Raw genomic sequence first — 26075 nt, 5'->3', positions numbered from 1 at the left:
CTTATGATCCAACCGGTTTTCACCCATCGAAACACCGCGTGGCTATTGGCGACGTTCATCATGTTTTACGGAGATATCACCATGGCAACCAGCCTGAAACTGGCAGACCCTTCGGAACTTGCCGGGCTATGGCAAGCGACTTTGACCGGCGACAACGAATCGGCCGAGTCGCAGGCACAACAGGACAAACCTTCAAATGCCTGCACCCTCAAACTGCTGGCGGAAAAGACCCTGGGCGAGGGCGCCGAATGTCTCAGCGCTTGGGCAGGCGAAAAAGTCGTGGGCTGGTTTCCGGAACCCGACGGCATCGCCATCACCATGGCCGAAGGTTCGAAAGTGCTATTCCTGAGTCGGCAGCGCGATGGGCATTATCAAACTCGGTTGCGGTCCGGACTTGTTGTGATCATTAAACGTGAAGTGCAATGAGTATGAGCGGCACTTAATTAATTTGTTATGAAAGTGTAAGCACTACCTTGCCAGGCAGGCGAGGAATAATCCCTCAGGGAAGAGCCCCATGAAGATGGCAAACAGTTCGGTCACCACGCCCTTAATTGCGGCGCTGGGTGACTACAAGAGCATTTTGATCAGCGTCGGCTGCTTCACTGCGCTGATCAATATCCTGATGTTAGTCCCCTCGATATACATGCTTCAGGTCTATGACCGCGTTTTGTCTTCACAGAATGAAACCACGCTGGCCATGTTGTCACTCATGGTCGTGGGCTTCTTCGTCTTTATTGGTTTGCTGGAAATCGTCCGCAGTTTTATTGTCATTCGAATCGGCAGCCAACTTGAACGCCGCTTCAATTTGCGGGTTTATGAGGCGGCATTTGAACGCAATCTGCTCAAGGGCGAGGGCAATGCCGGGCAGTCACTGGGGGACCTGACCCACATCCGCCAGTTCGTCACTGGCCCGGCGTTGTTCGCCTTCTTCGATGCTCCGTGGTTCCCGGTGTATCTGCTGGTGATCTACCTGTTCAATGTGTGGCTGGGCGTGTTCGCAACCACTGGCGCATTGCTGCTGATCGGTTTGGCGTGCCTCAACGAAACCATGACTAAAAAGCCTTTGGGCGAAGCCGCGGTTTTTTCGCAGAAGTCCAGCCAGTTGGCCTCCAGCCATTTGCACAACGCCGAAACCATTCAGGCCATGGGCATGCTCGGTGCCTTGCGGTCCCGCTGGTTCGAGATGCACTCGCGTTTCCTCGGCCTGCAAAATCAGGCCAGCGACACCGGTGCAATCATCAGTTCTGTGAGCAAAACCCTGCGCCTGTGCCTGCAGTCGCTGGTGCTGGGCCTGGGCGCGTTGCTGGTGATCAAGGGCGACATGACGGCGGGGATGATGATTGCCGGGTCCATCCTGATGGGTCGAGTACTCAGCCCCATCGACCAGTTGATCGCCGTGTGGAAACAGTGGAGCGGCGCCAAACTCGCCTACCGTCGCCTGGACGATTTACTGCAAGCGTTCCCGCCCAACGACGAGGCGATGGCCCTGCCTGCGCCGAACGGCCAGATCAGCTTCGAGCAGGTCAGCGCCGGGCCGCCCGGGCAACGCAACGCGACACTTCATCTGCTCGATTTTCAGCTCGCTGCCGGCGAAGTGCTGGGGGTGTTGGGCGCCTCCGGCTCGGGCAAATCAACTCTGGCCCGGGTGCTGGTCGGCGTCTGGCCGATTCTCGGCGGCACCGTTCGGCTGGACGGCGCGGACATCCATCGCTGGAATCGCGACGATCTCGGCCCCTACATCGGCTATTTGCCGCAGGACATCGAATTGTTCAGCGGCAGCATCGCGCAAAACATCGCCAGGTTCCGCGAGGCCGATGCGCAAATGGTGGTCGCGGCTGCGCAGCAGGCAGGCGTACACGAGTTGATTCTGCGCCTGCCGCAAGGCTACGACACGCTGCTCGGCGAGGCTGGCAGCGGCGTCTCCGGTGGTCAGAAACAACGCATCGCCCTGGCGCGAGCCTTGTACGGCAAGCCGCGTCTGGTGGTGCTCGACGAGCCCAATTCCAACCTCGACGCCGTGGGTGAAGCGGCGCTGACCTCGGCTATTGCACAGATGAAAGCTCAGGGCACCAGCGTCATTCTGGTCACTCACCGTTCCTCGGCGCAGGCCCAGGCCGACAAACTGCTGGTGCTCAACGAAGGACGTTTGCAAGCCTTCGGCGCGAGCCATGAGGTGCTCAAGGCACTGTCCGGCAATCACCAGGTGAAAGCTGCGCCGACACCGGCCGGGCTGAGCATGAGCCGCCAGTATCAACCCATGACACGGAGTTCGGGTGTATGAGCAGCGTTGAGGAAGCCAGCATGGAACACCAATACATCAGCGAACGACCTGAACGCGATGCGGGGTTTTTCGCGCGCATGGGCTGGGTTCTGGCGATTGTCGGCGCTGGCAGTTTTTTTACTTGGGCCAGCCTGGCGCCGCTCGATCAGGGCATTGCGGTGCAGGGCACCGTGGTGGTTTCCGGCAAGCGCAAAGCTGTGCAGTCGATGAGCAGCGGTGCGATCAGTCACATTCTGGTGCGCGAGGGGCAGGTGGTGAAGCTGGGCGAGCCGCTGTTCCAGCTCGACCAGACGCAGGTTGCCGCCGATGTGCAGTCGCTGCAAGCGCAATACCGCATGGCCTGGGCCAGCCTGGCGCGCTGGCAAAGCGAGCGGGACAACCTGCCGCACGTGAACTTCCCCAGCGAGTTGAGCGATGCTGCCGATCCGCGTCTGGCGTTGGTGCTGGAAGGTCAGCGGCAGTTATTCAGCAGCCGCCGCGAAGCGTTTTCGCGGGAACAGGCGGCGTTGCGCGCCAACATCGAAGGTGCCGGCGCACAACTCGCGGGTATGCGTCGTGCGCGCAGCGACCTGACGGCGCAAGCCAGTTCGTTGCAGCAGCAGTTGAGCAATCTGCAGCCGCTCGCCGATAACGGCTACGTTCCGCGTAACCGCCTGATGGAACACCAGCGGCAGCTGTCGCAAGTGCAGCAGCAATTGGCCGAAAACAGCGGTGAGAGCGGTCGAGTGGAGCAGGGCATCGTTGAATCGCGGCTGAAGCTGCAGCAGCACGTCGATGAATATCAAAAGGAAGTGCGCAGCCAACTGGCCGACGCCCAGCTGAAAACCGTCACTCTGGAAGAACAGCTGAATTCTGCCGGTGTCGACCTGCGGCACAGTCAGATCATGGCCACTGCCGACGGCATTGCGGTGAATCTGAGCGTGCATACCGAAGGCGCCGTCGTGCGCCAGGGTGAGACGTTGCTGGAAATTGTTCCGCAGGGCACCCGCCTGGAAGTGGAGGGGCATCTGCCGATCAACCTGATCGACAAGGTCGGCACCCATTTGCCGGTGGACATTCTCTTCACTGCTTTCAACCAGAGCCGCACGCCCCGGGTTCCCGGTGAAGTCAGCCTGATTTCCGCCGACCAGATGCTCGACGAGAAAACCGGCGCACCGTATTACGTGTTGCGCAGCAGCGTCAGCGATCAGGCCATGGGGAAACTCAATGGCCTGGTGATCCGACCCGGCATGCCGGCGGAAATGTTCGTGCGCACGGGCGAGCGCTCACTCATCAACTACCTGTTCAAACCGCTGCTGGACCGGGCGAATTCTGCATTGACCGAGCAATAAGGATGTTGCGTTGTATGAACAAGCTTTTGATGGTGACGGCAGCCCTTGCGTTGGCGAGCTGCAACGTTGCACTGGCGATGGGGCCGTTTGAAGTTTATGAGCAGGCATTGCGCAACGATCCGGTGTTTCTCGGCGCTATCAAGGAGCGCGATGCGGGCCTGGAAAACCGTGCCATTGGCCGCGCCGGGTTGTTGCCCAAGCTCGGTTACAGCTACAACAAGGGCCGGAACAATTCCGATGTGTCCTACCTCAACGACCGTGGCCGCCGGCAGAACGATGAGCGCAACTACGACAGCTACGGATCATCGCTGACGCTGCAGCAACCGTTGCTCGATTACGAGGCCTACGCCACGTATCGCAAAGGCGTGGCGCAGTCGCTGTTCGCCGATGAAACCTTTCGCGGAAAAAGTCAGGAGCTGCTGGTGCGGGTGCTGGAGCATTACACCCGGGCGCTGTTCGCTCAGGACCAGATCGACATCGCCCTGGCGAAGAAAAAAGCGTTCGAGCAACAGTTTCAACAGAACCGGGAGATGTTCCGTCAGGGCGAGGGCACCCGCACCGACATCCTCGAAGCTGAGTCGCGTTACGAACTGGCCAGCGCTGAAGAGATCGAAGCGCGCGATGAACAGGATGCCTCGCTGCGCGAACTCGGTGCGCTGACGGGCGTGGCGGCGTTCGACATCGTCGATCTCTGGCCGATGAATCCGGACTTTCAAACGTTCACCCTGCAACCAGCGGGTTATGACGCCTGGCATGAACTGGCCGTGGCCAACAATTCCGACCTCGCTTCTCAGCGTCAGGCGCTGGAAGTCGCGCGCTATGAAGTCGAGCGCAACCGTGCCGGGCATCTGCCGAAAATCAGCGCCTACGCCACGGTGCGCCAGAACGAGTCGGAAAGCGGCAACACCTATAACCAGCGCTACGAGACCAACACCATCGGCGTCGAGATCAGTGTGCCGCTGTATGCCGGGGGTGGCGTATCGGCCTCGACTCGCCAGGCCAGCCGCGTGATGGAGCAGGCCGAATACGAACTGGACGGCAAGACCCGGCAAACCCTGATCGAGTTGCGCCGACAGTTCAGCGCTTGTTTGTCGGGGGTGAGCAAGTTGCGCGCTTATCAGAAAGCCCTGAGTTCTGCCGAAGCGCTGGTGATCTCGACCCGGCAAAGCATCCTCGGCGGCGAGCGCGTCAATCTCGATGCCTTGAATGCACAACAACAACTATTTACCACCCGCCGCGATCTGGCCCAGGCACGCTACGACTACCTGATGGCCTGGACGAAGCTGCATTACTACGCCGGCACCTTGAGTGCGCAGGACCTGGCAAAGGTGGACGAAGCCTTCGGGCGCGGACCTGAAACCTGAAAGACACAAGCCTGTCGGCGCTGCCGGACGCAGGCTGCGCCAGCTGCTACAGGGGCTGAGGTGCGCGCACAACTTATAGCAGCTGCCGGACGCAGGCTGCGCCAGCAGGTACAGGGGTTGAGGTATACGCACAATTTGTAGCAGCTGCCGAAGGCTGCGAAGCAGTCACCCCAGATGTTCATAAAAAGCGTGCTTTTCAAAGCACAGGGAATTTTTCTCAATACCACTAAGGACAGTCGCTAGATGAATAACAAATACAACAACCTCGCCTTGCTCTGCGCACTGGCAACCGCCAGCAGCGTGCATGCCGCGCCCTATGTTGAAACCGGCGCTTCCGGCAATCCCGAGAGCTGGCGCAGTGCCGAGTTCAATGCCGATTGGGGGCTCGGCGCGATCAACGCTCAGCACGCCTACGCGGAGGGATACAGCGGCAAGGGTGTAAAACTCGGCATTTTCGATCAACCGGTTTATGCAGCGCACCCGGAATTTACCGGCAGCCAGAAAGTGATCACCCTGGTCACCAGCGGCATTCGTGAGTACACCGACCCGTATATCCCGGTCAAAGCCGGGGACGCGTTCCGCTATGACGGCTCACTCTCGGTGGGTTCGAACGGCAAGCTCGGTGACCACGGCACACACGTTGGCGGCATCGCTGCCGGCAGCCGTGACGGCAATCCCATGCACGGCGTGGCCTATGGCGCGCAAATCATCAGCGCCGACAATGGCGACCCAGGGCCTGAAGACGGCATCATCCTCGGCAACGACGGCGCCGTGTACAAGGCGGGATGGGATGCCTTGATTGCCAGCGGCGCGCGCATCATCAACAACAGCTGGGGCATCGGCATCACCGACCGATTCGATCTGGGCGGGCGCAACCCGGCGTATCCGCATTTCACCGTGCAGGACGCGCAACTGCAATTCGACCAGATCAATCCGATCCTCGGCACACGGCAGGGCGGCGCTTATGACGGCGCAATCGCCGCAGCCCGCGCTGGCATCGTGACAATCTTTGCCGCCGGCAACGATTACAACCTCAACAACCCGGACGCCATCGCCGGCCTCGGTTATTTCGTGCCGCAAATCGCGCCCAACTGGGTCACCGTGGCGGCCCTGCAGAAAAACCCGAACCTCAGCAGCGCCGACCTTTACACCATCAGCACGTTCTCCTCGCGCTGCGGTTACACCGCGAGCTTCTGCGTGTCTGCGCCGGGCACGGCGATCTTCAGCGCGATCGTCGATGGCACCGGCGCCGATAACCTGACTGTCGGCTACCGCAACAAAAACGGCACCTCCATGGCCGCTCCCCATGTGGCCGGCGCGGTGGCGGTGTTAATGGAACGCTTCCCCTACATGACCGGCGCCCAGGTCGCCAGCGTCTTGCGTACCACGGCCACCGACATGGGGGCGCCGGGCATCGACGCACTGTATGGCTGGGGCATGATCAACCTGCGCAAAGGCATCGACGGTCCAGGGATGTTCGTGACTGAGCAAGACATTCCCGAGGCGTTCCGCATCGAAGGCGGTTACGGTGCCAGCCAGTTTGTCGCTGATCTGCCAGGCATCGGCGCGATCATCGACGCGGGCAAACCCACCCAGCGGGTGTGCACGGATGTGCACTGCGGCCTGGATGTATGGCGCAACGATATCTCCGGCCATGGCGGCCTGACCAAGCAAGGCATCGGCACGCTGGTCCTGAACGGCGCCAATACCTACACCGGCCCGACCCTGGTCAATCAGGGCCGACTGGCGATCAATGGTTCGCTGCTCTCGGCCGTCACCGTTAACGACAGCGGCGTACTCGGTGGCAACGGGCGCATCGGCGCATTGACTGCGAAAAGCGGCGGCAGCGTGGCCCCCGGCAATTCCATCGGCACCCTGCAAGTGGCCGGTGACGTGACCTTCGAGCGAGGCTCAACCTACGCGGTGGAGTTGTCGCCTGCCCGCAGTGATCAAATCGTCGCGGGCGGCATCGCCGTGATCGATGGCGCGACCGTGAGCCTGTCTCTGGAAAACAGCCCGACCGTGCTCAGCACCACCGAAACAAGCACACTGCTGGGCAATCGCTACAACATCCTGCAAGCGGCGGGCGGTATTCAAGGTCGATTTGGCGCGATCGTGCCGAATTACCTGTTCATTGGCGGCACGCTGGATTACGCCGCGACTGCTATCGAACTGGCGGTAGAACGCAACGCCACAGCCTTCGCCGACGTCGGCCAGACGCCCAATCAGCATTCGGTCGCAGCGGCGGTTGAAGGGCTGGGCGCGGGGAATTCGCTGTATGAAAGTGTGCTGCTGTCGCCGACTGCGAACGTCGCGCAACAAGCGTTCCAGCAACTGTCCGGCGAAATCCATCCGGCGCTCGGCACGCTGCTGATCAACGACAGTCGCTACCTGCGCGAAGCAGTCGGCGAGCGCTTACGTGAGCGTGATCTGTTCGACGCTGCTGCGCCGACTGATGACCGCAGCAATGCCTGGGTCAAAGTGCTCGGCGCGTGGGGCAAGAGTGATGGCGGCCATGACCAGGCCAGTTCCAGCAGTTCCATCGGCGGGCTGCTGGCCGGTGTCGACGGTTTGATCACTGAAGACACCCGCCTGGGTTTTGTCACCGGGTACAGCGACAGCTCGTTGAGCATGGGCGATGGCACGCATTCGTCCGCTTCGGTCGATAGCTACCACTTGGGCGCCTACCTGGGTCATGAAATCGATGCGCTGCGACTGAGCGTCGGCGGTGCTTACAGCTGGCATCGCATCGATGTAAAACGTGATCTGCACATGGCCGAGGTCAGTGGCAAACAGAAATCCAAGCGCGACGCGACCACCGCACAACTCTTCACGGAAGCGGCGTATCGGCTCGACCTGCAACCTTTGGCGCTTGAACCGTTTGCCAACCTGGCGTACGTGCACCTGAACCGCGACAGCTTCACCGAGAAGGGTGATGTCGCCGCGTTGAAGGGCGGCGAAGACAACCGCGACGCCGTGCTGTCGACCCTCGGTGTACGGGCGAGCAAGGCAATCGCGTTGTCGGACACGCAGAAGCTTGAACTGGCAGCGACGCTGGGCTGGCAGCACAATTTGAGTGATACAGGTTCTGAGGATCACCTGGCGTTCGCCAACGGCAACAGCGCGTTCAGCGTGCAGGGTGTGTCTCTGGACCGCAATGCCGCGGTGGTCGGCGCTCGCGCGGGTCTGGCGCTGGGTCGCGATACGCGCCTGAGTCTGGATTACAACGGCCTGATTGGCTCTCGCGAGAAAGACCACGGGATGGGTCTGACACTGGATTGGCAGTTCTGATCGGAAATCAATGTAGAAGCGAAGCTTGCTCGCGAAGGCGTCGGGTCAGTCAACCATGATGTTGAGTGACACACCGCTTTCGCGAGCAAGCTTCGCTACTACGGGGTTACGCCAGGCTCAGTCTTCCTCGCGAACCGTAGCCACCTCAGCAGCGCGCACTTTTACCTTCGACCCGGAGATGTCTTCGAACTCATAAAAGCCATCCTCAGTCTCGGTTTTCGGCATGTCCTTGGTCAGGTATTGAGTACCGTTCTGCAGCGTCACCACCGTTTGCGTCGAGCAGCCGGCGAGAGCCAGTACGGCTACTGCGACCAAAGGCAAACCCAGATTTCTGATATTCATAACCACCTCATCCTTAAAAACCACGCGATTGCTTCGTGCAACAATCGGCATTGTACCTGACGCGGTTAGGTGCAGTGGATCACTGGAAAGTTCGATGTCCGCGCAAAAAAACCAATAATGCGCCGCCGCTTATCCATTTCCGTTTGCGCCGGACCGGGCGTAGCTGGTATCTGTACGCATAACCAGTACTCGCTCGCCATGGCCCTGTTTTTCGTGATCGCTAATCCGCTCGACAATCCGCTGTATTACTTGAACAACTTCATGCAAGTGCTTGATTGGCTTGAACATCGCTACGCCGATGTGCTGAGCGAGCAGGAGCAATCCTTTATCCAGCAATTCGCCCGGTTGCCTCAAGCATCCCAAGCCCTGCTGGTGCGGCTGGTCATGCGCAAGGGTTTGCATTTCCGTGCGAGCAAACTGCATTACATGGAAATTGGCGACATCGCTTCGGCCGCCGGGCCGTTACTGGCGCTGGGCTGGATTGACGAGCACTCGCCATTATCACTCGACGCTTTATTCGAGGTGTTGCTCAAGGCGGAAATACTGCAATGCTTCGGCCACGCCATCGAACAGCCCAAAGGCAAAAAAAACGACTGGCTGCCAGTGCTGACCGAACACTTCCCCGGGACAAACGCCTTCACCCAGTGGTGCCCGGCATTGGCTGATCGCCTGCTAAGCCTGACCATCATGGATGTGTGTGACCGGTTGCGTCTGATGTTTTTCGGCAATCTCTACCAGGATTGGTCAGAGTTCGTCCTTGCTGACCTCGGCATCTTTACCTATGAAAAAGTCGAGTTCAGCGCCGACTCCCGGGGGTTGCGCAGCCGCGACGACGTGGATGCCTGCCTGTTTCTTCATGCGTGTCAGCAGCGTTTCGAGGATGGTGAAGCTGTGCAGGACATCGTCGAGGAGGTCAACGGTCTGGCCTTGAGCAATCCCTGGCTGCAAAAACGCCGCAACAAATTCCTCTTCCAGATCGCGCAATATTGCGAGCGCAGCGCAGATTTCCCAACCGCCCTGATGATCTATCGCAACTGTGCCTGGCCCGGATCGCGCCGGCGGCTGATCCTGGTGCTGGAACGCTGCGGTGAATACGCACTGGCCCTGGAGATCGCCGCAGCTGCCGAGCAAGCGCCGGAAAGCGCTGCCGAGCAGCAGCAATTGTTGCGCATGTTGCCCAGATTGCGCCGCAAACTCGGCGGACCGCCGATCAAGCGTGCTTCTCGCCGTGACATGCTGCGACTGGATCTGCAACTGGCCAGGACCGATCCGCTGCTGTCGGTGGAATTTCACGTCAAGGCGCATCTGGCGGAGGACTTGGCGCCGGTGCATTACGTCGAGAACAGCCTGATCAATTCACTGTTTGGCCTGTTGTGCTGGCCAGCGATCTTCGCGCCGCTGCCGGGTGCGTTCTTCCACCCGTTTCAACGTGGCCCGGTGGACCTTCATCACGAAGACTTTCACGCGCGCCGGGCTGATTTGTTTCAGACATGTCTGGACGAGCTCGACGATGGCCGTTATCTGCAGACGATTCGCCAACGCTATGCCGCGAAATGGGGCGTGCAATCGCCGTTCGTATTCTGGGGCGCGTTGAACGAGGACTTGCTGAATCAGGCGCTCGCCTGCTTGCCGGCAGACCACCTCAGGCACTGGTTCAACCGGCTGCTGCTGGACATCAAGGCCAATCGGACCGGCATGCCGGACCTGATCCAGTTCTGGCCGCAGGACAAGACGTACCGCATGATCGAAGTCAAAGGCCCCGGTGATCGCCTGCAGGATAACCAGCTGCGCTGGCTCGACTTCTGCCATGAGCATCAGATGCCGATCGCCGTGTGTTACGTGCAATGGGCGGAACAGAGCGCGTGAGTTACAGCATTGCCGTGCGGGCATTATGTGAGTTCACCGCCAAGGTCGGCGACCTCGACTTGCGTTTCACACCTTCGCCGACTGCGCTGGAGGGCATCGTTGGCCATCGCACAGTGGCGTCGCGCCGCAGCGAGGGCTATCAGAGCGAAGTAGCACTGGAAGGCCTGTTTCAAACCTTGAAGGTCAGGGGCAGGGCAGACGGCTACGATTCTGCGCAAAACTGCCTGGAAGAGGTCAAGACCTATCGCGGTGACCTCAGCAAACAACCGGCCAACCATCGCCACCTGCACTGGGCGCAAGCGAAGGTCTATGGCTGGCTGATGTGCCAGAAACTCGATCTGCAGCAGATCAACGTGGCGCTGGTGTATTTCGACATCGTCAGCGAAAAGGAAACCTGTCTGGTGGAGGCGTTCAGCGCCGCAGACCTTCAGGGGTTTTTCGAACAGCACTGCCGCCTTTTCCTCAAATGGGCCGAGCAGGAAATGGCGCATCGCGAAGCGCGTAATGCGGCGGCACAACAACTGGCGTTTCCCCATGCGCAGTTTCGTCCGGGGCAGCGGCACCTGGCAGAATCGGTGTTCAAGGCCATCAGCACCGGTCGTTGCCTGATGGCCCAGGCGCCCACCGGTATCGGCAAGACCGTCGGCACGCTGTTCCCGATGCTTAAGGCACTGGCACCGCAACAGCTGGACAAGGTGTTCTTCCTCACGGCAAAAACTTCGGGACGCAAGCTGGCACTCGACGCCGCCCAAGTCATTATCGACAGCGCCGATGCGCCACCGCTGCGTGTGCTGGAGATGATCGCCCGGGACAAAGCCTGCGAGCATCCGGACAAGGCCTGTCACGGCGAGTCCTGCCCGCTGGCCCAGGGTTTCTATGATCGCCTGCCAGCAGCTCGTCAGGCCGCCAGTGAGCTGACACTGCTGAACCAGAACGCCTTGCGCGAAGTGGCCATGAGGCACGACGTCTGCCCTTATTATCTGAGCCAGGAAATGGCACGCTGGGCCGACGTGGTGATCGCTGACTACAACTATTACTTCGACTTCAGCGCCTTGCTGTTCGGGCTGGCCCAGGCCAACAACTGGAAAGTCGCGGTGCTGGTGGATGAAGCGCACAACCTGGTCGAGCGTGGCCGGCAGATGTACAGCGCCAGCCTCGACCAAGCGGCGCTTAACGGCGTGAGAAAAAGTGCCCCTGAGGTCCTGAAGAAATCCCTGCAGCGGGTCAACCGTGAATGGAGCGCCCTGCATAACCAGCAGCCTGGCGCTTATCAGGCCTACGACAAGCCCCCGGAAAAGCTCCTTCAGGCGCTGTTCACCTGCAGCGCCAGCATCGGCGATTACCTTAACGATCATCCGCAGGGCCTGGACAGTGCTTTGCAGAGCTTTTATTTCGACATGCTGCAATTCTGTCGTGTGGCCGAGCTTTATGACGAGCAGTTCCTGTTCGACATCAGCAAGCGCGACCTCGACCGCCCGCGCAACCTGTCTCAGCTGTGCTTGCGCAATGTCGTGCCCGCCGGATTCATTCGCCCGCGCTTGACCGCTGCACGCAGCACCGTGCTGTTTTCGGCGACCCTGAGTCCACGCCACTACTACGCAGATCTCCTCGGAGCTCCGGCCAGTACGGTCTGGATCGATGTCGAGTCGCCGTTCCACGCTGACCAGTTGGCCGTGTCCATCGTCAGCCAGATTTCCACGCGTTTCGTCCATCGTCAGGCGTCGCTGGCGCCGATCGTGGACTTGATCGCCCGGCAGTTCGGCCAGCGACCGGGTAACTACCTGGCGTTTTTCAGCAGCTTCGATTATCTGCAGCAGGTGGCGCAGTTACTCGCAGAAAAACATCCTCACATCAAATTGTGGTCGCAATCGCGTGGTATGGCGGAAGGACAACGTCAGGACTTCCTCGATCAATTCACCGCACAGAGTCAGGGGGTAGGCTTCGCCGTACTGGGCGGCGCTTTCGGCGAGGGCATCGACCTGCCCGGGGCGCGGCTGATCGGTGCGTTTATAGCCACGCTGGGGTTGGCCCAGTTCAACCCGGTCAACGAACAGATGAAGCACAGAATGTCCGCCATTTTCGGCGCGGGCTACGACTATACCTATCTGTATCCGGGCGTTCAGAAAGTGGTTCAAGCCGCGGGAAGAGTGATTCGGACCCAGCAGGACGAAGGGGTGGTGATGTTGATTGACGACCGGTTTGACGACAGCAAGGTCAAGCAATTGCTGCCGCGCTGGTGGTCTGTCGGGGCAGCGAATACTCCTTGTGTGGAGTAGGATTTTTTCCCTTAAAAGACATGGACATATGCTGAAAAACACACCTGTTTGTAGAACGCGCGAAGGTGACCTTTATTAAAGGGGCAGGACATTCTTTTCCCAACCTTGATAAGGACATCAAGCCATGTCAGCAGCACCGAAATATTCGTATAGCCCGGACCAGGTCATAGAGGCCTTCGACAAGATCAGCCCAGCGCTATTCAAAGGAATCACCAAGGAGGCGATCCCGAAAGTACTGGTCGTCGCGGGCGTGCAGGGATCAGGCAAGACGTATCTGCTGGAAAAATCCCTACTGCAGCCAGAGAAAACGCATCCCTACGTCAATTACGTTCGCTTGTACCTGCCGAAATATCGGGAGGAGCATCCACAGTACGCCGACATGATCAAACTCGGCGTTTTGCACGCGTATGAGCATACCGAGGCCTTCGTCCGTGAGGTCTCGCAAAAGATTTTTGAGCAGGCTTTCGCCGAGAAGTACAACATCATCATGGAGTGTGCATTCGACAGCTTCGACTTTGCGACATGGCCACCAATGGCGACAGCGCAAGGCTATCAATTCGAGATACACATTGTCGGTTGCACCCAGGAGTTTGCGCATGTGTCGAGTATCGACAGGGGCCTGGCAAGTCTGAAAAAACAGGAGTTGGAGCGGTTCCTCACCACTCCCCAGCTAACTCTCAGCCTGAGCAATGCACAACCTGTCATCCGGGCTTTCGAGACGGCGGCCAAGGCAGTTAATAACTCGAAGATTTTTCTGTACCAGCGCGGATTCGGTGCCTTGTACGAGCGCAAATTGCAGGCCCAGAGCACCTATTGCAAAGCGGCCAATGGAGACATCACGACCACGACGACGAAAGTGCATTTCGCTTACAGTATTTACGCTGGCATTGTCGAAAACCCGGCCTATGGCGTAGACGATCGCGGCGATGTCATCAAAGCCTGTCACCTGACGCTGTCCAAAACCATTGCGGATAGCAAACTTGTTCCCGTTCATGTGTACAACGACCTGTACGCCTACATCGTCAAGCACGTGAATCGGTAACTCTTTCTGGCATAGATGCTTTTCGCCCTTTTCAAATTTTCGGTTTGTTTCATACTCCACCAAAGCATTCTGAAGTGAGAGCTCAATGAGCGAGGATCGAAGCAAAGCCAGCACCATCGAGGACGGGCGTTTACGCCTGCTGATCGATGCTGTGATTGACTATGCAATCTACATGCTGGATCCGGAAGGCATCATCACCAGCTGGAACGCAGGCGCCAAGCGGTTCAAGGGGTATGAGGAAGCCGAGATTCTCGGGCAACACTTTTCGCGTTTCTATACCGATGAAGATCGCCGTGTCGGGCTCCCGCAACGCGCGCTTGACACGGCAATCCATGAGGGGCGTTTTGAAGGCGAAGGCTGGCGCGTGCGCAAAGATGGCACGCACTTCTGGTGCCACGTCGTGATCGATCCGATCTTTGCGGCGACCGGTGAACTGCTGGGTTTCGCCAAGATCACCCGGGACCTCACCGATCGCAAGATGGCCGAAGAGACCCTTAAGCAGAGCGAGCAGCAGTTCCGGCTGCTGGTGCAGAGCGTCACCGACTACGCCATCTACATGCTCGCACCGGACGGTCGGCTGACCAATTGGAACCCAGGGGCTCAGCGGATCAAGGGCTACCGGCCCGAAGAGGTCATTGGCAAGCATTTTTCGCTGTTCTACACCCCCGAAGACCGTGCAGCGGGGGAGCCGCAGCGCACCCTCGACAGTGCAGTGCGCGAAGGTCGTTTTGAAAACAAGGGTTGGCGAGTGCGCAAGGATGGCACCCGGTTCATGGCTCACGTCGTCGTCGACCCGATTTGGGGTGAAACCGGCACCTTGCTTGGTTTTGCCAAGATCACCCGGGACATTACTGAAGCGACGATTGCTCAGCAAACGCTGGAGAAAACCCGTGAAGCGCTGTTCCAGGCGCAGAAGATGCAGGCGATCGGACAGCTCAGCGGGGGCATCGCCCACGACTTTAACAATCTGCTGACGGTGATACTGGGCAATCTGGAAATCGTGCGCAAACGTGTGGGCGACGACCCGCGCATTACCCGCCTGCTGGACAATGCCACACAAGGTGCCCAGCGCGGTGTTTCTCTGACTCAGCGGATGCTGGCCTTTGCCCGACGTCAGGAGCTCAAGACTGAAGTGGTCGAAATACCCCAGCTGATTCTGGGTATCAGTGGTCTGTTGCGCAGTTCCCTAGGTCCTTCGGTTGTTCTGGAAACGCAGTTCTCACCCACGCTTGAGCCGGTGATCGCGGACGTAAATCAGCTTGAACTGGCGGTGCTGAATCTGGCGACCAATGCTCGCGACGCCATGCCCCATGGCGGCAAGATCATCATCAGTGCAAAAACCGAGGAGGCCGAGGGGCAGCCACAGTTGCCTCAGACGACCGGACGCTACGTCTGCCTGAGTGTGACTGATACCGGGGAGGGCATGGACGAATCCACGCTGGCCATGGCCATGGACCCGTTTTTTACCACCAAGGGCGTAGGTAAAGGCACGGGGCTGGGGTTGTCGATGGTGCATGGCTTCACCGAACAACTGGGTGGCCGCTTCATTCTGAAGAGTCAGACGGACGAAGGCACGATCGCCGAATTGTGGCTGCCGGTATCAACCCGCGGTGCGCTAGCGACGTCGGCACCGGAAGAGGATGCGCCGCCGGTGCCTCGTTTATGTGTCCTGGTGGTGGACGACGACAGTCTGGTCCTGACCAGCACCAGTTTGTTGCTTGAAGACCTCGGGCATCGGGTGATCAGTGCAGTATCCGCCGCACAGGCTCTGAAAGTGTTTGACAGCGATCAGGCCGTCGATCTGGTGATCACTGACATGGCCATGCCGCAGATGGACGGTGCACAGCTGGCACAAGAGATCAGAAATCTCAGGCCGGACCTGCCGATCATTCTCGCAACGGGCTACGCCGAGCGTCTGGAGGGCTTCGCAACGAAACTGCCGCGATTGTCGAAGCCGTTCACTCAGCTCAACCTTGTGGAGATCATTGCCACGACAATGAAGTGACGAGACACCATCGGGCGCTCCGGGACAACGGCACTGAATCTTTCGCCGTCGTGCCGCTCACAATATTACGGCCCTGCGGAGCGCTTCAATCATGAACAATCTCACTGGAAATTCGCTGATTCAGCTGTTTTTTGAAGACGACGGGCAGACGCCGAATAGCCGTCTGCCGGTGCTGATCTATAAAAACCTCGGGCTTGATTCAGCGGACAAAGCCAGCGCATTCGAAGCCTTGTTCAGCGCCAACCACTGGCCTGCACAATGGCGCGCGCAGGTGTTCGACTATCACCACTACCACTCGAATTCGCACGAAGTTCTAGGCATCGCCAAAGGCCGGGCACGATTGAAGCTCGGCGGTCCCAACGGGGCGGAGCACGAGGTGCAAGACGGTGACGTGTTGATACTGCCGGCCGGCACTGGCCACTGCAGCCTGCAGCAAAGCGCGGATTTTCTGGTGGTGGGTGCCTATCCTGAAGGTCAGGAGGACTACGACATCCAGCGCCCCGACCCGGATACCCACGATGCATCCATTGTCCGAATTTCCAAAGTGGCGTGTCCCGTAACTGATCCGGTCTACGGGGGCACAGGCCCTTTGGTCGATACCTGGCTTGCCGGCTGAACTTGTCGGCTGCCGGTTCTTCTAACCCCTTTCGATTTCGTGCGTGATTCCCGTGCCAAAAATACTGACTGAAATTCCTCTGGAAGAAGCCCTGTCCGAGCACAACGCCAAAATGTTCGGCTCACCCAAAGAGCGCCTGGACTTCTATCGGCGGGAAATTCAATACGAAACCAGCATCCTGGCCAATCGCACCGATGCTTACCTGACCGCGCAATCCTTTCTGGTGATTGCCTTCGCGTCGTGCATGGCTAACCTTAATCCGGAGTGGGGGAAATTGTTTACGCTGGTAGTGCCGCCGTTTTTGGCACTGCTCGGTGTCCTCAGTTCATTGAATGCCTGGCCTGGCATTCGCGCCGCTTACGACATCATCGACCACTGGCATTTCAAACAGAGCGAACTGCTACGCAGTGAACCAGTGATGGGGGCGGCTTATGACGAGTCACCGTTGTTCAGTGAGATGGAGTCATCGCACAAGGGCTATCGCAAGTCGTTGTTGTTTTCTGTACGCACGCCGTGGATCTTCGCCACGTTCTGGATAATGCTGGGTTTTTACGGGTTTTATATTCAAGTGACCGATCCATTGAATTAAAACGCAAACCTGTAGCAGCTGGCGAAGCCTGTGTCCGCTTCGCCACTGCCACAGGGGCATAACGTCACTTACGCCGCCAGATTGCTCGCACTCATTTCTCTCTTGTACTGCGCTTTCATTTTTTCCATCTCGGCACCCAGCTCTTCCAGGGTAGCGTTGCCCAACAGCTTCTTCGCCTGCGGGAACATTTCCTCTTCCTCTTCTTCAATGTGGTGCTCAAGCAGTTCCTTGACCACTTTCACACGTCCGGAAAATTCGAGGCTGCCCGGATCAGTCTTCTTCAGGTCGGGCAGCACGAGCGCGTCCACAGTGCGGTGCTCTTCCTTCGCTTCGTAATACATAATGTCCTGCTCTTTGCCGCCAGCCTCTTTGAAAGCGGGATAAAGAATTTCTTCTTCAAGACGAGTATGAATAGTGATCTCCATTTCCAGTTTGGCGAGCAGATCAGTGCGTTTTTTCACACCCCGCTCGGTGGACTCGCTTAGTTGAGTGAGAATGGCTTTTACGCGTTCATGGTCGGCTTTCAACAGGTCAATGGCGTTCATGGTCGAATCTCTCATCAAGTCAGGGTTGAGCGCGAACGGTCTCTGGGCCGAATGTCGCTCTTACTGACAGAGCATATGCCGTGCCGCTTTTTAGAAATTCAAAATAATAAGCTATTTCAACAAGTTAGCCGGCCAGGAGATTACGCCCCTTCGTGCAGGTTGCATGAGCCTGTAATTTAACTCATGCAGTTCGCGGCTGCGCTTCAACAGACAGTTACCGGTCAAATTACCCGGCCGCACCGCTGATCAGATTCGCCATATTTCCAACTGAACTCGCGCCTCGCCGTTGCTCCCTTAATACAGACAACCGATGTCTTTATTGACCAGCGAGGAAGCAGCCATGCGTGCGATGACTTACCACGGAGCACATGACGTCAGGATTGAAACCGTGCCCGATCCCGTTATAGAAGCACCCGACGATATCATTCTGCGCGTCACGGCCACCGCCATCTGTGGATCTGACTTGCACCTGTACCGTGGGAAGATTCCGACCGTTGAACACGGTGATATTTTCGGTCACGAGTTTATGGGCATCGTCGAGGAAACCGGCAAGGACGTGACAGCCGTCCAGCGCGGGGATCGAGTCGTCATTCCGTTCGTTATCGCCTGCGGCGATTGCTTCTTCTGCCAGCAGGAGCAGTTTGCCTGCTGCGAAACCACCAACAGCGGCCCTGGTGCGAGTCTTAACAAGAAAATCATTCCGCCACCGGCAGCCTTGTTTGGTTTTAGTCGTTTGTACGGTGGCGTGCCCGGTGGCCAGGCTGAGTTGGTCAGAGTGCCGAAGGCCAATACCGGTCCTTTCAAGGTCCCCGGCACACTGGCGGACGAAAAAGTGTTGTTCCTCTCGGATATCCTTCCGACTGCCTGGCAAGCGGTCCTCAATGCCGGTGTAGGACAGGGTTCAAGTTTGGCCATTTACGGTGCCGGACCGGTTGGATTGTTGAGCGCTGCATGCGCAAGAATGCTGGGTGTCGACCAGATTTTCATGGTCGATCACCACGACTATCGGCTGGCTTACGCGCAGAAGACCTATGGGGTGATCCCGATCAATTTTGATGATGACGACGATCCTGCGGATACGATCGTCCGTCAAACGGCGGGCAGCCGTGGGGTGGATGCCGTAATTGATGCAGTGGGATTCGAGGCCAAGGGCAGTACAACCGAAACCATCCTGGCCACGCTGAAACTGGAAGGCAGCAGCGGTAAGGCCTTGCGCCAATGCATCGCCGCCGTGCGTCGTGGCGGGGTCGTCAGTGTGCCGGGCGTTTATACCGGGTTTATTCACGGGTTCCTGTTTGGCGATGCGTTCGACAAAGGCCTGACATTCAAGATGGGTCAGACCCACGTGCAGCGTTATTTGCCGGAATTGCTTGGGTACATTGAAACCGGCCGTCTGCAACCGGACGCGATCATTTCGCACCGGATGTCGCTGGAGCAGGTCGCCGAAGGTTACAAGATGTTCGACAAAAAACAGGAAGAGTGCCGAAAGGTCATCCTGACTCCGGGATCGAGCGATGTGCCGCTGACTGAGAACATTGCTGATGTGGCGCCGGTCCCCGCCATGTAAGTTCAATGCCTGGCCCGGGTACTAAAAAGCAGGAGCCAGGCTCACCGGCGAAGACAGTTCAAATCGTCTTCGCCGGCAAGTCTGGCTCCTACACGTTCATGCTCTGGATTCGTACGAATGCACCGGACGTTGCATGAGCGGTGGGGCCGTGGTCACCGCCGGGAAATCCTCATTCAGCAAGCGCAAATGTTCGATGGCTTCCTCGTACTTCAAATCCGCTTTCCTGCGCATGGTCTGGTATCGGTCGAACTGTTCCGCATCCAGGTCACTGCCCTCAAGCAGTTCGAATGCGCTGTTACTCAGCGCCTGAGCTTCTTCGAACAGATGGCGATTACGATCCAGGGCAAACGCCCGGCAAGCGGTGATTTCGTCGCGGGTGGAATAATGGATCATGTCGGGCACCTTTGATGTAGAGGTTCCTTCACAGGCCATCGCCTCAGGAACCGGACCGGAGAATTCCCACCCCGCGCGGGCAGGGCAGTGATAAAGGTATGACCGGCCAAGTTGCCGAAGGATTGCAATTTTATGAACGTAAAAACTTGATCAATTCAAACGTAACTGAGCTGAACCGACATCAAGCTTTTCGTTTCTTGCGCTGTTCATACCGCGCAAGTATCGGCTGCGTACTGATGCCGTGGACGAGGATGCTCAGCGCAACGACCGACAGCGTGAGGTTTAGGCACACGTTCGCTACCGACGGCTCCAGCCCATGGTTCAAGGCATAAAAAAGGTAGTACAGGCTGCCTATCCCGCGGATACCGAACCAGCCAATCAGCATTCGCTGACGCATCGGCAGCAAACCGCCCCAGGGCATCGCGATCACGCAGAGCGGGCGAATCAGGCAGAACAACACGGCGGCGATCGGCAGCGCTCGCCAGTCCCAATGCGAGATCAGAATCACCCCGAGCAAGGTGACGAGGAACACCTCCATCGCACGCTCCACCAAGCCACCAAAAGCCAGCATGTCGCTCATCATGATCCCGGCGGCGACCTGGCTGTCTTGCAGATTTTGCGTGTCGCCATGCACGGCGTTTTGCGGGTCGACGTCCAGGTGGCCAACCACGGGTTGCACGAGATGCTCGGCAGGTACTTCGTCGTCGCCGGTGGAGTTGACTTCCTCATGGCGCAAGGCGAGGCCCGCGGCAAATACCGACAAAAATCCATAACCATGAACTGCTTCGGCGCCGACATACGCCAAAGCAATCAACGCGAGGGCCAGGTAATCATTCGGGGAGAGGGTGCTGTCTTCATTCTTGATGCGCAGGGTCAAGGTCAATCGGCCGATACCGCGCCCCATAAGATAACCCGTGAGAAACCCTGCCGGGACGGCCCACAGTAAGTCGCGCAGCGCCCAGTCGCCGATCCAGCCGGTGCCCCCGTCGTGTTGCAACATCAGCAAACCGAGGATCACGAACGGGAAAGCAATGCCGTCGTTGAGTCCGGCTTCACCGGAAAGACCGAAGCGCACGCTGTCGTCATCACGGGCGTCGTTCACTTGCACCAAAGCGGCTAACACCGGATCGGTGGGGGCGAGGATCGAGCCGATCAACACCGACGCGCCCCATGACAGTCCAAAGCCATAATGCAACAACAGGCTAACGCCGCCGATTGTCAGCACCATCACCGGCCCCGCCAGACCGTAAGCGACTCGCCAGGTTTTATCTCTGAGCGGCAGGCGCAGTTTCAGGCCGCAGACGAACAGCGAAAAAAGCACCGCGACTTCCGTGAGGTGCTCCATCCAGACAGCCGCATCGTCAGTATTCAGTTCAAGAAAACCCAGACCCGAGGGGCCGATGGCAATCCCCAGCACCAGGCACACCGCCGAGGTCGTCACGGGCATCCAGCGCAGGTGAGATGAAGTCAGCGCCAGCGTCAACAGCACCGCACCGAGTACGGCAACCCATACCACGAAACTCACGATGCGTAATCGCCTGAGACTGTCGGAATGTATCGGACCACGCTAATCAACCGACTGTCGCGCGTACGTATTCTGGCGTCAGGACGTTGAACCAGAGCAGAATCATTTCAACCAGAATGGTCACCAGCACCAACAACCCCACACCCCACACACAGGCTGCATTCAGCAGGCCTTGCTGTTTGCGTTCATGCATGAAGGTTGGCAACCCCACGAACAGCAGGAAGGTGGAATAAGCCCCGGCGGCGCCCAGCACGATGATGGCCAGCCAGCGACTTGGGTACAGCCCTGCGATGCCAGCCAGGAAAAAGGGTGTCGCGGTGTAGGCCGCAAAACCGATGCACTGGTTGAGGGTTGGGCGCGAGTCAAAGGCGCGGGACATCCAGCGAATGAACATACCCATCAGCACTACGCCGATGATGATGGTCAGGTAGAGCATGACGCACAGCTGAAGAGCGCTGCTGGTGCTCAGTTTGACGGTCTCGTTTTCCGCCAGGCTCCAACCGACATAGGTGGTGCCGATAAACAGACACACAGCTGGAATCAGGGCAAGTAACAACAAATGGGCGAGGTAATGGCGCGGGTGCGCTTCCTCTTCCTTGCGAATATCGGTCCACGCGAAATTCGGTTGGGTGAACAGCTTGACGATGGGTGCGGACATGACGACCTCCTGATGTGGATCGGCCTGTGACAGAAGCCGCTTAAGGTATTGAGGTCTGAATTTCCTTCGGGGTTCATTTTTTCATTGGGCAATGAGCTGGACTGCAATGGACGGAATGATTAATTGCAGTCGAGGTCAACCGAGCAGCTCTCACTTTGGAAAATTGCCATGTCTCTTAGTGAATCGGTTGTTGAATATTTGCGTGAAAATAGCCTGCTGCTGACCACTGCCGAATCCTGCACTGCCGGCAAAATCGTCACGTTATTGGCGGAAGTGCCGCACAGTGGAGATCTGATCGAGAGCGGCTATGTGGTGTATTCCCCGGAGGCGAAGCAGCGGTTGCTCGGTGTTAATCCGTATACGATCGAAACCTTCAACCTGACCAGTTGTGAAGTGGCCCGGGAAATGGCCTTGGGCGCATTGCGCGACAGCACGGCCAACGTGGCGGTGGCCACTACCGGCATTCTTGGGCCGGAGGATGTGGACGGCATTCCTGCAGGTACGGTGTGTTTTGCCTGGGCGTTTCAGACCGGGGAAGGACGCTGTGTGTTCAGTCGGCGCGAGCGTTTTTTTGGGACGCGGTGTGAGGTGCAGCTGATAGCTGCAGAGCATGCGCTGAGGGAGTTGCCGCATTTCCATCGGCGGGCGTTGGCGGGGGAGCGGGAGTAGAGCCTTAGGCGCAGGCCAGACACTTCGCGTAGTTCTGGAGAGAAGAGGCGACTGCTGCGCAGCCGGACGCAGGCTGCGTCCGGCTGCGCAGCAGTCGTAAAATCCGAAGGTGGACACAGCAGTCGCAAAGACCTACAGCATCGGCTTACCGCCGGTGATGCCATAGCGCTGACCGGTGATGTAACTCGCCTCATCCGACGCCAGCAATACGTAAATCGGCGCCACTTCCACCGGTTGGCCCGGACGACCCAGTGGCGTTTCTGCGCCAAAGTTTTGCACCTCTTCGTCCGGCATCGTCGAGACGATCAGCGGCGTCCAGATCGGCCCCGGGGCTACGCAGTTCACCCGGATATTCTTCGGCCCCAGAATCTGCGCCAGCCCACCGGTAAAGTTGGCGATCGCGCCTTTGGTCGTGGCATACGCCAGGAGGGAAGGTTTGGGCATGTCGGAGTTGATTGAACTGGTGTTGATGATCGAGCTGCCGGGTTGCATGTGCTTCAGCGCAGCCTGACAGATGCGGAAAATGGCTGTGATATTGACGTCGAACGTCATCACCCATTCCTCATCGGGGATGTCTTCGAAGTTTTCATGGGTCATCTGGAAAGCGGCGTTGTTGACCAGCACATCAATGCGACCAAAGCGCTCGACGGTTTTATCGACGAGTGCCTGGCACTGCTCTTTTTGCGCCAGGTCACCCGGCAGCAACAGGCACTGACGCCCGGCTTGCTCGACCCAACGTGCGGTTTCCTGGGCGTCTTCGTGTTCGTTGAGGTAGGCGACCACGACATCAGCGCCTTCACGGGCAAATGCAATGGCGACCGCACGACCGATTCCGCTGTCGGCCCCGGTGATCAGGGCAATCTTGCCTTCCAGCCGGCCCGAACCTTTGTAACTTTGCTCGCCGCAATCCGGGTACGGGTCCATTTTTTTCTGGGAGCCAGGGACGGGCTGAGCCTGTTTCGGGAACGGTGGCTTTGGATAGTCGATCATCGGAATTCTCCTGTTCAAGGTAAACGAGCCAAAGGGTTGACCCATTCTTTTTGCCTTGAGTTCGGTTGGATTTACTGGAGCTGCCCAAAGCTCGAAACCATCGGGACACCGTTGTAGGAGCTGGCTTGCCAGCGATGACGGCTTCACATCCAACATCATTGTCACCTGAACCACCGCTATCGCTGGCAAGCCAGCTCCTACAGTTTTACCGTGGAAGAATCCAGATCCGTCTTCACGTGCGAGCTTTGCTTTTACAGCGCCCTGTCATTGCTGGGACAACCTCATCAGCCAATGCGTGCGCGCAAACTGCGCTCCATCCGCGCAATACCTTCCTCCAGCAATGCCCGCGGGCAGCCGAAGTTCAGGCGCACGAATTGCTGGCAGGCGTCGCCAAAATCTAATCCTGCACTCAAGCCGACCTTGGCCTGCTCAAGAAAGAATTTCTGCGGATCGGCCAGCCCCAGCGCCGAACAATCGAGCCAGGCCAGGTAGGTGCTTTGCGGCACATTGATGCTGACGCCCGGCAGACGGGTGCGAACCGCGTCCACCAGATAATCGCGGTTGCCCTGCAGATACGTCTTCAACGCTGCCAGCCATGGCCCGGCTTCGCTGTAGGCGACGCGTGTGGCTTCCATGCCCAGCGGGTTGACGCTGTCGACCATGCCGCAACGGGCATGATTGACCCGTTCGCGGATGGCGCGGTCCTGAATGATCATGAAGGATGTCTTCAGCCCGGCGATGTTGTACGCCTTGCTGGCCGACATCAGCGTGATGGTGCGGCGGGCGATTTCTTCGCTGAGCGAGGCGGTCGGAATGTGCACGCGGCCGTCATAGCACAGTTCGGCGTGGATCTCGTCGGAGATGATCCAGGCATTCTGCTCCAGGCAGATATCCGCGACGGCTTGCAGCTCTTCCCGGGGGAAGGCTTTGCCCAGTGGATTGTGCGGGTTGCTGAGCAGCAACGCGCCGCCGCCCTTGAGCGATTGGCGAAGTGTGTCGAGTGGCGTGGCATACGTGCCGTCCGCCAGCGCGTCGAAGTTCAGCTCGACCTTGTTCAGCCCCCAATGGCCCGGCGCATGCCGCAGCGGCGGGTAATTGGGCACCTGCACCACCACGTTCTGCTGCGGCTCGACCAGCGCCCGCAAAGCCATGTTGAAACCCGACTCCACCCCCGGCAGGAAAATCAGCTCTTGCGGCTGGACGCGCCAGGCGTATTTGTTCCACAGATCGGCGACGATTGCTTCGCGCAACCCTTCCTGCGCCACGCTGTAGCCGAGCAACGGATGCTCCAGACGTTTTTGCAGGGCCTGAACGATCACCGGCGGCGCGGCGAAATCCATGTCGGCGACCCACATCGGCAAGACGTCCGCCGGGTAACGGCTCCACTTGGTACTGCCGGTGTGGTGGCGGTCGAACACCTGATCAAAATCGAAAGTCATGCGCGGTCTCGTAGCAACAGGAGGGGAAAGGTCGCCATGATAATCCCACGCACCTGTGGGAGCGAGCCCGCTCGCGAAGGCTTGGCCTGCACCGCGCCGCGCATTTTCCAGCCAGCGTCTATGCTGGGCTAACCAACCCAGCCTATGCCGCGAAATACATGGAGTCGTCAATGGAGCCAACGTCCCTTACCGAAAAAGCGTTCACACGCAACCTGCTCGACGTGTTGATTCGCGCCGGGCTGATCGCCGTTCTGGTGTTGTTCTGCTTCGAAATCTTCAGCCCGTTCCGCGACCTGATGTTGTGGTCGCTGATCCTGGCGATCACCCTTTATCCGCTGCAAGAGCGACTCAGAGGGTCGTTGGGGCGCAAGGAAGGGCGTATCGCGACGCTGATCGTGCTGGTCGCGGTGCTCATTTTGATGGTGCCGGTCTACCTGTTGGGCACCTCGATTGCCGACTCGGTTGAGAGATCGATACAGGTGGTCAGGACCCAAGGCATTACCATTCCGCCGCCGTCCGAATCGCTCGCGGAGTGGCCTTTGGTGGGCAAGCCGCTGTCGGCGATCTGGCTGCAGGCGTCCACTGACCTGCCGGGGTTGACCGAGAAATACATCCCGCAGATCAAAGGCGTGAGTCTGGCCTTGCTGGGCAAACTGGCCGGCGTCGGCATGGGTTTCCTGACATTTATCTTCGCCCTGATCATCGCTGGCATTTTCATGGCCTACGGCGAAAGCGGCGCGCGCAGTGCCGTGCTGATTTCGTCGCGCTTCAGCGGCCCGGTCCGCGGCCCGAAAATCGCCGCGCTGTGCACCGCGACGATTCGTGCGGTAGCGTTAGGCGTGGTCGGCATCGCATTCATTCAGATGCTGCTGGTGGGCTTGGGATTTGTATTTAAAGGCGTGCCCGGCGCCGGTTTGCTCGCCTTGGCGGTGTTGCTGCTGGGGATCATGCAACTGCCGGTCACCTTGATCACCTTGCCGGTGATCGCCTATGTGTTCGCCACCGAAGGCGCCAGCACTGCGACCATCGTCTTTGCCATTTACGTGTTCGTCGCCGGCCTGGTCGATAACGTGCTCAAGCCGCTGCTGCTGGGGCGTGGCGTTGACGTGCCGATGCCGGTGATCCTGATCGGCGCGCTAGGCGGGATGGTCACCGGCGGCATCATCGGATTGTTCATCGGCCCGGTGGTGTTGGCAGTGGGCTATCAACTGTTCTGGCAATGGGTGCAGGACACACCGGACGTGGCGACAACGCCCTGAGCGAGCCTTTTCCAGGCGAAGCGCGGA

Annotated in this window: 21 protein-coding genes; 14 read left to right on the top strand and 7 right to left on the bottom strand. The window is 58.7% G+C overall.

All coding sequences use genetic code 11. The features are described 5' to 3' along the window. The first annotated feature begins 3 nt into the window (after window positions 1-3). The 5 genes from ACYZTS_RS20480 to ACYZTS_RS20460 all read left to right on the top strand — a co-directional run bounded on the left by ACYZTS_RS20480 (window position 4) and on the right by ACYZTS_RS20460 (window position 8267). Window positions 4-426, top strand: coding sequence for an AprI/Inh family metalloprotease inhibitor (locus ACYZTS_RS20480; protein WP_461991659.1), 423 nt, complete (start codon window positions 4-6; stop codon window positions 424-426). A gap of 88 nt (window positions 427-514) precedes the next feature. Beyond that, complete coding sequence (locus ACYZTS_RS20475) at window positions 515-2281, top strand: type I secretion system permease/ATPase (RefSeq protein ID WP_461991657.1); 1767 nt, start codon at window positions 515-517, stop codon at window positions 2279-2281. Further along, a complete protein-coding gene (locus ACYZTS_RS20470; protein ID WP_461991655.1) occupies window positions 2278-3612 on the top strand; it encodes an HlyD family type I secretion periplasmic adaptor subunit in 1335 nt (444 codons plus the stop codon). The genes ACYZTS_RS20475 and ACYZTS_RS20470 overlap by 4 nt, the downstream gene beginning before the upstream one ends. A gap of 2 nt (window positions 3613-3614) precedes the next feature. Then, window positions 3615-4976 carry a TolC family outer membrane protein gene (locus tag ACYZTS_RS20465; RefSeq protein WP_461991653.1) on the top strand — a complete coding sequence of 454 codons (1362 nt, stop codon included), beginning with the start codon at window positions 3615-3617 and terminating at the stop codon, window positions 4974-4976. A 243-nt stretch (window positions 4977-5219) separates the two neighbouring features. Beyond that, window positions 5220-8267 carry an autotransporter domain-containing protein gene (locus ACYZTS_RS20460; RefSeq protein WP_461991652.1) on the top strand — a complete coding sequence of 1016 codons (3048 nt, stop codon included), beginning with the start codon at window positions 5220-5222 and terminating at the stop codon, window positions 8265-8267. A gap of 117 nt (window positions 8268-8384) precedes the next feature. Here ACYZTS_RS20460 and ACYZTS_RS20455 read toward each other — a convergent pair whose 3' ends face one another. Then, complete coding sequence (locus ACYZTS_RS20455; protein WP_461991650.1) at window positions 8385-8609, bottom strand: YgdI/YgdR family lipoprotein; 225 nt, start codon at window positions 8607-8609, stop codon at window positions 8385-8387. Between the two features lie 198 nt (window positions 8610-8807). On the opposite strand from ACYZTS_RS20455, the gene ACYZTS_RS20450 reads away from it, so the two are divergent. The 6 genes from ACYZTS_RS20450 to ACYZTS_RS20425 all read left to right on the top strand — a co-directional run bounded on the left by ACYZTS_RS20450 (window position 8808) and on the right by ACYZTS_RS20425 (window position 17003). Continuing rightward, window positions 8808-10475, top strand: a complete 1668-nt coding sequence (locus ACYZTS_RS20450; protein WP_461996495.1) for a VRR-NUC domain-containing protein — start codon at window positions 8808-8810, stop codon at window positions 10473-10475. Beyond that, a complete protein-coding gene (locus ACYZTS_RS20445) occupies window positions 10472-12751 on the top strand; it encodes an ATP-dependent DNA helicase (RefSeq protein ID WP_461991648.1) in 2280 nt (759 codons plus the stop codon). The genes ACYZTS_RS20450 and ACYZTS_RS20445 overlap by 4 nt, the downstream gene beginning before the upstream one ends. 124 nt (window positions 12752-12875) lie before the next feature. Beyond that, complete coding sequence (locus tag ACYZTS_RS20440) at window positions 12876-13793, top strand: zeta toxin family protein (protein WP_461991646.1); 918 nt, start codon at window positions 12876-12878, stop codon at window positions 13791-13793. An 85-nt stretch (window positions 13794-13878) separates the two neighbouring features. Beyond that, on the top strand, window positions 13879-15798 hold the full coding sequence (locus tag ACYZTS_RS20435; protein ID WP_461991644.1) for a hybrid sensor histidine kinase/response regulator: 1920 nt from the start codon (window positions 13879-13881) through the stop codon (window positions 15796-15798). Window positions 15799-15889: 91 nt separating this feature from the next. After that, window positions 15890-16414 carry a cupin domain-containing protein gene (locus ACYZTS_RS20430; RefSeq protein WP_461991643.1) on the top strand — a complete coding sequence of 175 codons (525 nt, stop codon included), beginning with the start codon at window positions 15890-15892 and terminating at the stop codon, window positions 16412-16414. Between the two features lie 52 nt (window positions 16415-16466). After that, the gene (locus tag ACYZTS_RS20425) at window positions 16467-17003 is read left to right on the top strand and encodes a hypothetical protein (RefSeq protein WP_028620231.1); all 537 of its coding nucleotides are present in this window, start codon (window positions 16467-16469) and stop codon (window positions 17001-17003) included. A gap of 68 nt (window positions 17004-17071) precedes the next feature. On the opposite strand, the gene ACYZTS_RS20420 is transcribed toward ACYZTS_RS20425, so the two are convergent. After that, a complete protein-coding gene (locus ACYZTS_RS20420; protein WP_461991641.1) occupies window positions 17072-17548 on the bottom strand; it encodes a hemerythrin domain-containing protein in 477 nt (158 codons plus the stop codon). Between the two features lie 340 nt (window positions 17549-17888). Here ACYZTS_RS20420 and ACYZTS_RS20415 point away from each other — a divergent pair, with 340 nt between their 5' ends. Further along, window positions 17889-19115 (top strand): zinc-dependent alcohol dehydrogenase, encoded by a 1227-nt coding sequence (locus tag ACYZTS_RS20415; protein ID WP_461991639.1) that lies wholly within the window; start codon window positions 17889-17891, stop codon window positions 19113-19115. Between the two features lie 96 nt (window positions 19116-19211). On the opposite strand, the gene ACYZTS_RS20410 is transcribed toward ACYZTS_RS20415, so the two are convergent. The 3 genes from ACYZTS_RS20410 to ACYZTS_RS20400 form a co-directional block, all read right to left on the bottom strand. Beyond that, window positions 19212-19508: a hypothetical protein gene (locus tag ACYZTS_RS20410; protein ID WP_461991637.1), complete on the bottom strand. Its 297-nt coding sequence runs from the start codon at window positions 19506-19508 to the stop codon at window positions 19212-19214. A 181-nt stretch (window positions 19509-19689) separates the two neighbouring features. After that, window positions 19690-21033 carry a cation:proton antiporter gene (locus ACYZTS_RS20405; RefSeq protein WP_461991635.1) on the bottom strand — a complete coding sequence of 448 codons (1344 nt, stop codon included), beginning with the start codon at window positions 21031-21033 and terminating at the stop codon, window positions 19690-19692. Window positions 21034-21079: 46 nt separating this feature from the next. Next, complete coding sequence (locus tag ACYZTS_RS20400) at window positions 21080-21691, bottom strand: Yip1 family protein (protein ID WP_028620236.1); 612 nt, start codon at window positions 21689-21691, stop codon at window positions 21080-21082. 168 nt (window positions 21692-21859) lie between these two features. On the opposite strand from ACYZTS_RS20400, the gene ACYZTS_RS20395 reads away from it, so the two are divergent. Then, entirely contained in the window at window positions 21860-22360 is a 501-nt protein-coding gene (locus ACYZTS_RS20395) for a CinA family protein (protein ID WP_461991633.1), read from the top strand. Window positions 22361-22492: 132 nt separating this feature from the next. Here the strand turns inward: ACYZTS_RS20395 and ACYZTS_RS20390 are convergent, their stop codons facing one another. Together ACYZTS_RS20390 and ACYZTS_RS20385 are read right to left on the bottom strand one after the other, a co-directional pair. Further along, window positions 22493-23350, bottom strand: coding sequence for a glucose 1-dehydrogenase (locus ACYZTS_RS20390; RefSeq protein WP_461991631.1), 858 nt, complete (start codon window positions 23348-23350; stop codon window positions 22493-22495). Between the two features lie 284 nt (window positions 23351-23634). Then, on the bottom strand, window positions 23635-24789 hold the full coding sequence (locus ACYZTS_RS20385) for a MalY/PatB family protein (RefSeq protein ID WP_461991629.1): 1155 nt from the start codon (window positions 24787-24789) through the stop codon (window positions 23635-23637). A gap of 170 nt (window positions 24790-24959) precedes the next feature. Here ACYZTS_RS20385 and ACYZTS_RS20380 point away from each other — a divergent pair, with 170 nt between their 5' ends. Next, a complete protein-coding gene (locus ACYZTS_RS20380; RefSeq protein WP_461991627.1) occupies window positions 24960-26048 on the top strand; it encodes an AI-2E family transporter in 1089 nt (362 codons plus the stop codon). Window positions 26049-26075 lie beyond the last annotated feature (27 nt).

This window comes from Pseudomonas sp. TMB3-21 (genome assembly GCF_054898145.1).
Note: the sequence above shows the minus strand (reverse complement) of the source record. Positions and strands in the feature narration are given on the sequence as shown.

Excerpts from the sequence above, each read along its gene's own strand:
- ACYZTS_RS20480 (WP_461991659.1), top strand. The coding sequence starts at position 4 with ATGATCCAACCGGTTTTCACCCATCGAAACACCGCGTGGCTATTGGCG.
- ACYZTS_RS20475 (WP_461991657.1), top strand. The coding sequence starts at position 515 with ATGAAGATGGCAAACAGTTCGGTCACCACGCCCTTAATTGCGGCGCTG.
- ACYZTS_RS20470 (WP_461991655.1), top strand. The coding sequence starts at position 2,278 with ATGAGCAGCGTTGAGGAAGCCAGCATGGAACACCAATACATCAGCGAA.
- ACYZTS_RS20465 (WP_461991653.1), top strand. The coding sequence starts at position 3,615 with ATGTTGCGTTGTATGAACAAGCTTTTGATGGTGACGGCAGCCCTTGCG.
- ACYZTS_RS20460 (WP_461991652.1), top strand. The coding sequence starts at position 5,220 with ATGAATAACAAATACAACAACCTCGCCTTGCTCTGCGCACTGGCAACC.
- ACYZTS_RS20455 (WP_461991650.1), bottom strand. The coding sequence starts at position 8,609 with ATGAATATCAGAAATCTGGGTTTGCCTTTGGTCGCAGTAGCCGTACTG.
- ACYZTS_RS20450 (WP_461996495.1), top strand. The coding sequence starts at position 8,808 with ATGGCCCTGTTTTTCGTGATCGCTAATCCGCTCGACAATCCGCTGTAT.
- ACYZTS_RS20440 (WP_461991646.1), top strand. The coding sequence starts at position 12,876 with ATGTCAGCAGCACCGAAATATTCGTATAGCCCGGACCAGGTCATAGAG.
- ACYZTS_RS20435 (WP_461991644.1), top strand. The coding sequence starts at position 13,879 with ATGAGCGAGGATCGAAGCAAAGCCAGCACCATCGAGGACGGGCGTTTA.
- ACYZTS_RS20430 (WP_461991643.1), top strand. The coding sequence starts at position 15,890 with ATGAACAATCTCACTGGAAATTCGCTGATTCAGCTGTTTTTTGAAGAC.
- ACYZTS_RS20420 (WP_461991641.1), bottom strand. The coding sequence starts at position 17,548 with ATGAACGCCATTGACCTGTTGAAAGCCGACCATGAACGCGTAAAAGCC.
- ACYZTS_RS20415 (WP_461991639.1), top strand. The coding sequence starts at position 17,889 with ATGCGTGCGATGACTTACCACGGAGCACATGACGTCAGGATTGAAACC.
- ACYZTS_RS20410 (WP_461991637.1), bottom strand. The coding sequence starts at position 19,508 with ATGATCCATTATTCCACCCGCGACGAAATCACCGCTTGCCGGGCGTTT.
- ACYZTS_RS20400 (WP_028620236.1), bottom strand. The coding sequence starts at position 21,691 with ATGTCCGCACCCATCGTCAAGCTGTTCACCCAACCGAATTTCGCGTGG.
- ACYZTS_RS20395 (WP_461991633.1), top strand. The coding sequence starts at position 21,860 with ATGTCTCTTAGTGAATCGGTTGTTGAATATTTGCGTGAAAATAGCCTG.
- ACYZTS_RS20390 (WP_461991631.1), bottom strand. The coding sequence starts at position 23,350 with ATGATCGACTATCCAAAGCCACCGTTCCCGAAACAGGCTCAGCCCGTC.
- ACYZTS_RS20385 (WP_461991629.1), bottom strand. The coding sequence starts at position 24,789 with ATGACTTTCGATTTTGATCAGGTGTTCGACCGCCACCACACCGGCAGT.
- ACYZTS_RS20380 (WP_461991627.1), top strand. The coding sequence starts at position 24,960 with ATGGAGCCAACGTCCCTTACCGAAAAAGCGTTCACACGCAACCTGCTC.